Below are 7,558 nucleotides of genomic sequence, written 5' to 3' on the forward strand. Positions count from 1 at the left end.
GGTAACTCAACAATCGCTCTTTTAACTTCTCTTTTCTTGTCATTCTTCGAGAGCATACTTTAAAAAATAGAGATAAAGAAGCTCGTCAGAAAAAGAATAGAAATGAACGATTTGAGTAAGTTATTCTCTATTTGTGGTGCGAAAATTAATCCTTTTTGTATTTGAAATATGACCCTCCGCCCGATCTTTGGTAAAAAAGAGTCATGCTGAATTTTTAATCTAATTAGGCCGTAACACCTATGAGTATATAAATAATGTAAAACACTAAAAAATAGTTTAGCGTTTTAATTAATGAGCTGTCTTGAGTTTGTTCTTTATTCATGGGACTAATTCTACCTTATTTTGGTCCAAAAAAAACCAGGCACAATGCCTGGTTAGTAAGATTTAAGTTATCGATGGACGTTCATCATAAAAATGACAAATATCACCATTTTTATTAATTGAAGTGAACGCTGGTGGTGGCTCACCATGAAACTCAGACATTTTGTCCAATGCTTCTTTTAAGTCATATCTGTGATAGTAAGTTCGTAAAATAACGTCACCTTCACAATACTCTAAAGTCTGCATAGTTTTGATGTTGACCCATATTCCAAAATACCAGGCATCAGATTGTGTATCATATTGTTCCCAACCCTGTTTATAGTCCAGGGTAAAATCAAAATAATATCTATCACAACCTTCGGCAAAATATGAAGAAACAACAAAGCTCTTTGAAGACATTTTTTTAACCAGGGTTGTACCACTTTTTTTGCTGATTAATTCTTCTATATGAGCATGAGACAAAAGGGTTTCTTGTTCATTCATTTTATATCTCCTTAATATTGAATAAAGGAGAAACCCAAAGGATTTTCCCTTTGGGTGGTGCTTAAAATCCAGTAAATAGTTCTGGTTATTTAAGCGACTTGTGGTAGCAATTTCTCAGCAGCAGACCATAATTCACGGTTTAATCGTATGTTTTGATCGATAGATTTAACCTCACGGCTTCTGGTTCGTTGCGGCCAGCCTCGCTCGTTACGATATATGCCAGAAATACCACCGCGGATAATATTTTCCTGAATTACATTTAATACAGTAAATAAATCATTATCCAAATCTCCAACCCGTCTTGGCCGTAAAAGCTTTTCTGGTTGGATAGCAGCAGCGGCATTTCCTTCAAATCGAAGTGAGTGAGCCTTCTGGGCAAGATATAATTTCTCATCTTGTTCCAAAGAAATTGACTGCATGGTTTGAACTGCATTCATCAAAATATCAAAACATTTAACGATATCAAACGTGCCTTCTATGACATTATCGATGATGTTACCAAAGTGTTTGACTCTGACTTCATCATACTCAGAACCTGCGACCATACCGTTACTGCACACCAAACGATAAAGACCTGCCATTAAACGATAAGATGAAAGACCATCATGGGAATTGATTAATATTATCTCAGGAAAATACTCTGAGGCTGAATAATTCAAATCATAACGTCTAAACCGTATCATATGCTTTGAGAATAGTTTTTTTTCCTTGGTCCGTGAGCCTGTTTGATAGGCCTTGGTTGGATAAAAACCTTCTGACATAAGCTTTTCAACAACCATGGCTGTTGAAATTGGCTGGTATCTGTCGCTGGTATTTTCATAACCTTCCTGGGTATATAAAGAAGGAACGATATGTGCCAATTGGTTCATTGATAAATGTTGCATAATTTTCTCCTTAAAATTAAATTAAGGAGCACCATCCCTGGCAGGGAGGATGCTCCCTGTGGGAAAGTGTTTAAAACAATTAAACAAATTAAATGCCAAGAATGCTGGAAAGACTGTAGCCACATAAGCAAATAAAACATTCGTCAATTTCAGATTTATTATTGCTGTTGCAATAAATGTCTTCTAAATATTGTGATTGTTTTTCTTTGCAGTCGGTGTCTTCCATGATTCCTTTTGTAATGATTTCAATTGCATTAATGATTCTTTACCAAAAAATGAGTTCTCAAATACCGTTCGAGACCTTTGATTAAATCGGCAACAAACCACCCATCATTATAACCAAGGTGATCGCAGACAATTAGCTCGTCATCATCGAAGCCATAATCTTCATCAGTAAGACGCTCAATCAGTTTTTGGAAACTAATATCTTCCGGCCAGTAATTAAGATGGTGGCCGACAGCTGTTAATTGGTAGTTGTCCATCATGAAAAATTCTCCTTATATTAAAAGGAGCACTCCCACAGGGAATGCTCCCCATGGGGTGTGAAACATTTAAACGAAAGAGGGCTTAAAACAGAACACTGTCTTCAAGAGGTTCATCGCCTAATATTGCCTTGATATTAGCCATATGCTGCTCAGGGCTTATAGGTGTTGAGCCCTCTTTGGCTTCGCTGCTTGTTCTTTTGTCTAAAAACTCAAGCTTGGTAACAACAATATTGGCCTGTCGATGTTGATTACCATCAACATCACTCCAAACATTATTTCTAAGCTTGCCTTCAAGGTAGACATAAGAGCCTTTTTGAAGGTGCTCGCAAGCTTTGGCAAATTTTCCAAAAAACAACAACTGATGCCACTCTGTTACCTGCTCCCAATTATCATTTTTTTTAATGCGTTCATTGGTTGCAATGGATGTAGAGTAAAAGACAGAACCATCTTTTGTTGAAATCGCTTTGGGTGTCAGGCCTAAGTGACCAATGATCTGCACCTTATTAAGTGATCCACTCATAATTTTCTCCTTGATTGATTTTGAAAAAATGCACAAGAGAAAACTATCCGCACAAGGTGGGAAATTTTCTCTTGTGCGGTATGCGGAAATAAATCTAATTTGGACTTGCGTCCAGGCTAAACTTAAATGGTGACAGAAAAGACAGCGCTTGTAGGCTTATTATACTTATCCCTTGTAGACGATTTTTTATTTTTTTGATGGCCTTTTCAATGTCATAGAGTTCTAGCAAGCTAAATTTAGCTTCTAACTCTTGAATTTCATTGGCAACACCAGAAAGTTCAAAAATAATACGTTCATTATGAGATATAGCATTGTTTAATTGCATGATGTTTCCTTAAAAAATTCTGGAACACCACGCCCAACTGGGAAGATGTTCCCAGTTGGGTTGAAATAAACAAACAGATTTTAATGAATCATTTTAAATAAGGTGGTTAGATAAGCTGCTAATGATAACCCAATGGTTAGCATCGTACCCATCAACCATCGCCTTGAGGCAAGAATTTCTTGTCTAAGTTCTTTTCGAGACTCAAGCATTTCCTGGCGTTGAAGGCGTAAATTTTCATCAAACTCACGCTTTTGCTCGGCCAGGCGCAGATCTCGTTGTTCAAGCATCTTATCACGCTGCTCAAACATTTTATCCCTGTCCTCAAAAACCTTATTAATCGCTTCATTTAACATGCTGTTAACCTCGTTAACACTATAGATGTTTTGTATTTCCATATCAGTTAAAACTTCAAAGCAAGCTTTTGCTGATTTATGAGAAATTCCTTTACTTTCTAAAAGTGTAACATATTTAAGCGAGTCGCATTGGATTTTCACTGAACACTTCCTCCATAAAATGCTGGAAAAAGCGTCCTGCTGGACGATTTCATCCAGCAAGTTAATAAGCCTTTGACCCAAACCACATGTTGACCCAATTTTTAAAGAGCGCAATAAATATCAAAACCAAACAAAGCCTTAAATTTATTGATAATTTAAAAAAGGGATTTTCACATATGTGAAAATAACATTAGGTCGATTTAGTATCGTAACGGTAGGTTTCATTGATGATTCAATGAATAATAGTAGGTTTCCAAACTATACGTCCTGTCTGAGGTTAAGGAATAGAATCAGACATTTTACACAAGACCAAAAAAGTCTGGTTTCATCGGAGTCTCACCGACTCATCAGTTGTGTTTTACTATCTATAATAATATCAAAAATCAGCTGAGATTAAAACAAAAACCTCAAGATAAATACGATTTTAAAATGCTTAAGCGTGAATGACCGAGCTCTCTTGTAAGGATGTGTCGTACTTTAAAATCGATGTTTTTTTGCTCTTTTGATAATTCATTTTTCATTGGGCCACCATCAAAGGGGCATTCCCATCCTTTTCTATTTGGGTCGTAATAGGCAGTTAATTCTTTATAACGTCTTTGGGCGTAGGCATGTCTTAATCCATGAAGTTGGCGAAGTCCCATACGTCTTGTTTGATAAGCATACTTATGGAGCTGATCCGCATAACTCGTACTTTCATAAATCAAAGACTGTCCATGTTCTACAGTTTGCTTTACGCGTTCAATCCAGTTACGCTGCGCTTGATTGGTTATGGGAATACTTCTGCCAATGCCGCCTTTGGTCCAGCTGGGCGCTAATAAAATCGCATCTTTTTTGATTAACGCCTGACTAAAATTAAATTTAATGGATTCTTCACGTCTCAAGCCAAATAAATATTGTCCTTCCATTGAAAGTCTTATCAATGGATCAGTGCATTTTGAAAAATCCACTTCATGAATAGCTTTGCTTGTTTGCGGAAAATATTGTCTGCTGCCAATGTTATATGGCGTATTGTCTGGTTTCACCAGTTTTTTATCATCAAGTAATTTACCAAGCTCTCTTAGCTTGGATAAATAATTTTTAATAGTGGCTGTTGATTTGTTTTCCTCTTTCCAATGTTCAACGAGCTTAAAGACATGCTTAGGCTTAAACCCTTTAACATGAGATATTTTAAAGCCTAGATCATGCAGATCGCGCACACATTTTGAAAGCATAACACGCATATCATTTTTACTGGCATACGAGCGATAGGATGCATTTTTTACAATTTCATTAACAGAATATTGCGCATTTTTTAATTTTGTCTTACTCATTTAGATATCTCCTTAATGCTCTTTCACTAACCCCCATTTCCAATAATATTAATCCTCTGGCATCCGCTTTTTTCATATCCTTGCATAAATAAGCAAACCTGTTTTGTGCAAAAATATATCGATAATTAACGGATGGGGTGAGGCCTACTCTTTTGATTTCCACTCTATAGCGACCTCTTAAACTGTCATAACCATATTGCTTAACAGGATTAGAATTCATTTCAATGATACTATCTGCCAGTTCCAGTAATTGCTTTTGGGAGTTAGAATAGATATCGATAACCCTGTCTGCTGAGTTATGAGCCATATCGCGGCTTAACAATAAATATTTTGTTCTGGCATGAAGATCAGGGGTAAAACGAAACGCCTCACTCAGAGTTAATCCAAATTCGGTTTGTAGTCTTATGATAAGACCTATAATGGGGTCGGATATTTTTTGTAAACAATCATCATGGAATTTTTTCCTTTTAACTTCTGCTGTTCTATTAAGCCCGAGTGATTTGTTATCGATGCCACTGAGCTGATGATCAATTGTTTGCAAAAAGTATCTGATTTCAGCTAAATATATTCTAATCGAATCATCAGTTATTGGTTTTTTTCGCCAATATGTAACTGCATTTGAAATATGCTCTTTATTTAGGCCATACCAGCTTGGTGGAACAGTGCCACAAGCATATAGCGTGTCAATGAAACGAAATACTGTATTTTTTCTGTATGTTCTTTTTTGATGAGAACCTGTTTTTATTCTGGCAAATTGCTTTTTAGCAACTTCCCTTAGTTGCCCTGTTCTTCCCATATCCTATCCATCCTTAATTAATAAACCTTCACTACCTTTACCTTGTATTTTGTTTAGTGTTGACAGAGCAGGTCATACATTTGATGATCCTAGACTTTCGTCACATGGCTCTATAGTCAGAGGTAAATCAGTAGTTGCTTCAACTATCGTTTAACTCAAATTACAACGTTTTTTGTTTTATGGTTCTCCTTTTCTTTGTTTTAAGTTCAAATTTCAATTGAATGAAAATCATGGTTATTAGCTCATTTGTTCAATCAATCGTTGTTTCACAGTTAAAAGTGCTTCATCTGTCACAAGTGCATTAATCAACTTTTTAAAAGTCGGTCTCATTTCAGTTTCAGCTTCAATGTCACGCTGTACCTGCATTAAACGTTCAAAGTTCTCCTGATTTAATAAGAAATCTTTTTTCTCATGCGCTTCATAGTCATTGGTCACGTTTAAATCATCATTGTTTTTATTTTCATTGGTCATATCTTAGGTTCTCCTGTATTTAAAAGTCACAATTGAAAATAAATATATTTCATTTCACCAAATACAAATTAAAAACTTATAAATCACAGTCCAAAATCACTGCTCATTACTCGCTTAAAACTCGGTTCAAATATCAAGGTTCAAATAGTCAAACGATTGATAGTTCAATATCAACGTATAAAGGTTCAACGAATATACAATTATTCGTTGATAACAGTAGGTCCATGCAAATAGTTTGCATGGTCAACAATAGGTTCAAAATATAAGGTATTTTGATAACGGTAGGTTTCATTGATGATTCAATGAATAACAGTAGGTTTCCAAACTATACGTCCTGTCTGTAGGCTAAGGAATAGAGTCAGACATTTTACACGAGACCAAATTGTTGGTTTCATCGGAATTTCACCGATTCATCAGCCGTGCTTATTTTTATCATAGCAAGGGTATTTGGAATGGGCAATACTTAAAATGTATTAAGCATTGATGGACCAATAAAAATGAGCTCAATATAAACGGAATGCTCCGTTTATATTGTGCGAAAAGTTTGGTTTATATAGATGCGAAAAAGCGAAAATGTAGACAGATAAAACGGACGGAAAATTCTATTTTCCGTCCGTTTTATCTTTATCTTATTGATATAATTTGATATTTCGCAGCATAAATGCTGCGTCACTATGACTAGCTTAGCGCTAATCGATAGTGACGCAGCGTGCTGCGCACGTTTAAAGCGCACGCGTTCCCGTGTGCCGAAAGAGGCATTGTGGCCGATAAAATTATTCCTCTATTTTTACCAGCCTGTTGGTATCACCCTGGGCATTTTCCCTCCCTCAAGGGAATAATCAACTCACCCTGTTTCGCGTCCATTGGCTTCTGCCAATACGGTTCTTTGTTTCTTGCATTGCAAAACAAAGAGCCTCATTTTGCCCACATATCCACACTATAGCTCCACTTAGGTTGTAGATTGTTTCGCTTCGTATGGATATGTGGACAAAATGAGTTTTGAGTCACACAGTTAATGTGTAATTATTTGACAATAATTAGGTTAAATACTATTATGTACACATGGGTACACAAAATTAATGGATGGCTATTATGACTGAACCTGTACTGAAAGTGGGTATGCGAGAATTTAGAGATCATCTGAAACAATACGTATTAAAGTCTTCTCCTGTTGCGGTAACTCGTCATGGTGAGACGGTTGGATACTATATTCCAACAAAAAGCCAGACCGAACACTCCGATCTTAATGCTTTAAAAAGTGCTGCTGTTACATTAGATAAGATGCTGGCTGAATATCGCGTTTCTGAGGAAGAATTATTTGCTGATTTTAGAGAACTAAAATCAAAGGACGATAAATAATGTCTTCAAAATCAATAGTTGTAACGGCTCGCAATCAAAAACGACTCGGCCCACAATCAGCGCATCAAGTTGGCCCAAATTAAATGCGAATGAAATTAATTTTTGGCCCA

The 7,558-nt window shown here is 36.2% G+C and carries 10 protein-coding genes; 1 reads left to right on the top strand and 9 read right to left on the bottom strand.

What is annotated here, in order from left to right:
• Positions 1 to 384 precede the first annotated feature (384 nt).
• The 9 genes from T345_RS14135 to T345_RS0110400 all read right to left on the bottom strand — a co-directional run bounded on the left by T345_RS14135 (position 385) and on the right by T345_RS0110400 (position 6,089).
• A complete protein-coding gene (locus T345_RS14135) occupies positions 385 to 804 on the bottom strand; it encodes a hypothetical protein (RefSeq protein ID WP_051555241.1) in 420 nt (139 codons plus the stop codon).
• An 89-nt stretch (positions 805 to 893) separates the two neighbouring features.
• Positions 894 to 1,688 (bottom strand): DUF932 domain-containing protein, encoded by a 795-nt coding sequence (locus T345_RS0110360; protein ID WP_035918825.1) that lies wholly within the window; start codon positions 1,686 to 1,688, stop codon positions 894 to 896.
• Positions 1,689 to 1,942: 254 nt separating this feature from the next.
• On the bottom strand, positions 1,943 to 2,173 hold the full coding sequence (locus tag T345_RS0110370) for a hypothetical protein (protein WP_028389286.1): 231 nt from the start codon (positions 2,171 to 2,173) through the stop codon (positions 1,943 to 1,945).
• A gap of 82 nt (positions 2,174 to 2,255) precedes the next feature.
• Positions 2,256 to 2,693 carry a single-stranded DNA-binding protein gene (locus T345_RS0110375; protein WP_028389287.1) on the bottom strand — a complete coding sequence of 146 codons (438 nt, stop codon included), beginning with the start codon at positions 2,691 to 2,693 and terminating at the stop codon, positions 2,256 to 2,258.
• A gap of 94 nt (positions 2,694 to 2,787) precedes the next feature.
• A complete protein-coding gene (locus T345_RS0110380) occupies positions 2,788 to 3,018 on the bottom strand; it encodes a hypothetical protein (protein WP_028389288.1) in 231 nt (76 codons plus the stop codon).
• An 80-nt stretch (positions 3,019 to 3,098) separates the two neighbouring features.
• Positions 3,099 to 3,512 (bottom strand): hypothetical protein, encoded by a 414-nt coding sequence (locus tag T345_RS14140; protein ID WP_035918827.1) that lies wholly within the window; start codon positions 3,510 to 3,512, stop codon positions 3,099 to 3,101.
• 407 nt (positions 3,513 to 3,919) lie between these two features.
• On the bottom strand, positions 3,920 to 4,822 hold the full coding sequence (locus T345_RS0110390) for a phage integrase N-terminal domain-containing protein (protein ID WP_028389290.1): 903 nt from the start codon (positions 4,820 to 4,822) through the stop codon (positions 3,920 to 3,922).
• Positions 4,815 to 5,618 (bottom strand): hypothetical protein, encoded by an 804-nt coding sequence (locus T345_RS0110395; protein ID WP_028389291.1) that lies wholly within the window; start codon positions 5,616 to 5,618, stop codon positions 4,815 to 4,817. The genes T345_RS0110390 and T345_RS0110395 overlap by 8 nt, the downstream gene beginning before the upstream one ends.
• 237 nt (positions 5,619 to 5,855) lie before the next feature.
• Positions 5,856 to 6,089, bottom strand: coding sequence for a hypothetical protein (locus T345_RS0110400; RefSeq protein ID WP_028389292.1), 234 nt, complete (start codon positions 6,087 to 6,089; stop codon positions 5,856 to 5,858).
• A 1,092-nt stretch (positions 6,090 to 7,181) separates the two neighbouring features.
• On the opposite strand from T345_RS0110400, the gene T345_RS0110405 reads away from it, so the two are divergent.
• Positions 7,182 to 7,448 (top strand): hypothetical protein, encoded by a 267-nt coding sequence (locus T345_RS0110405; protein ID WP_035918830.1) that lies wholly within the window; start codon positions 7,182 to 7,184, stop codon positions 7,446 to 7,448.
• Positions 7,449 to 7,558: the final 110 nt, after the last annotated feature.

This window comes from Legionella fairfieldensis ATCC 49588 (assembly GCF_000621525.1).
In the GTDB taxonomy this organism is placed as follows: Bacteria; Pseudomonadota; Gammaproteobacteria; order Legionellales; family Legionellaceae; genus Tatlockia; species Tatlockia fairfieldensis.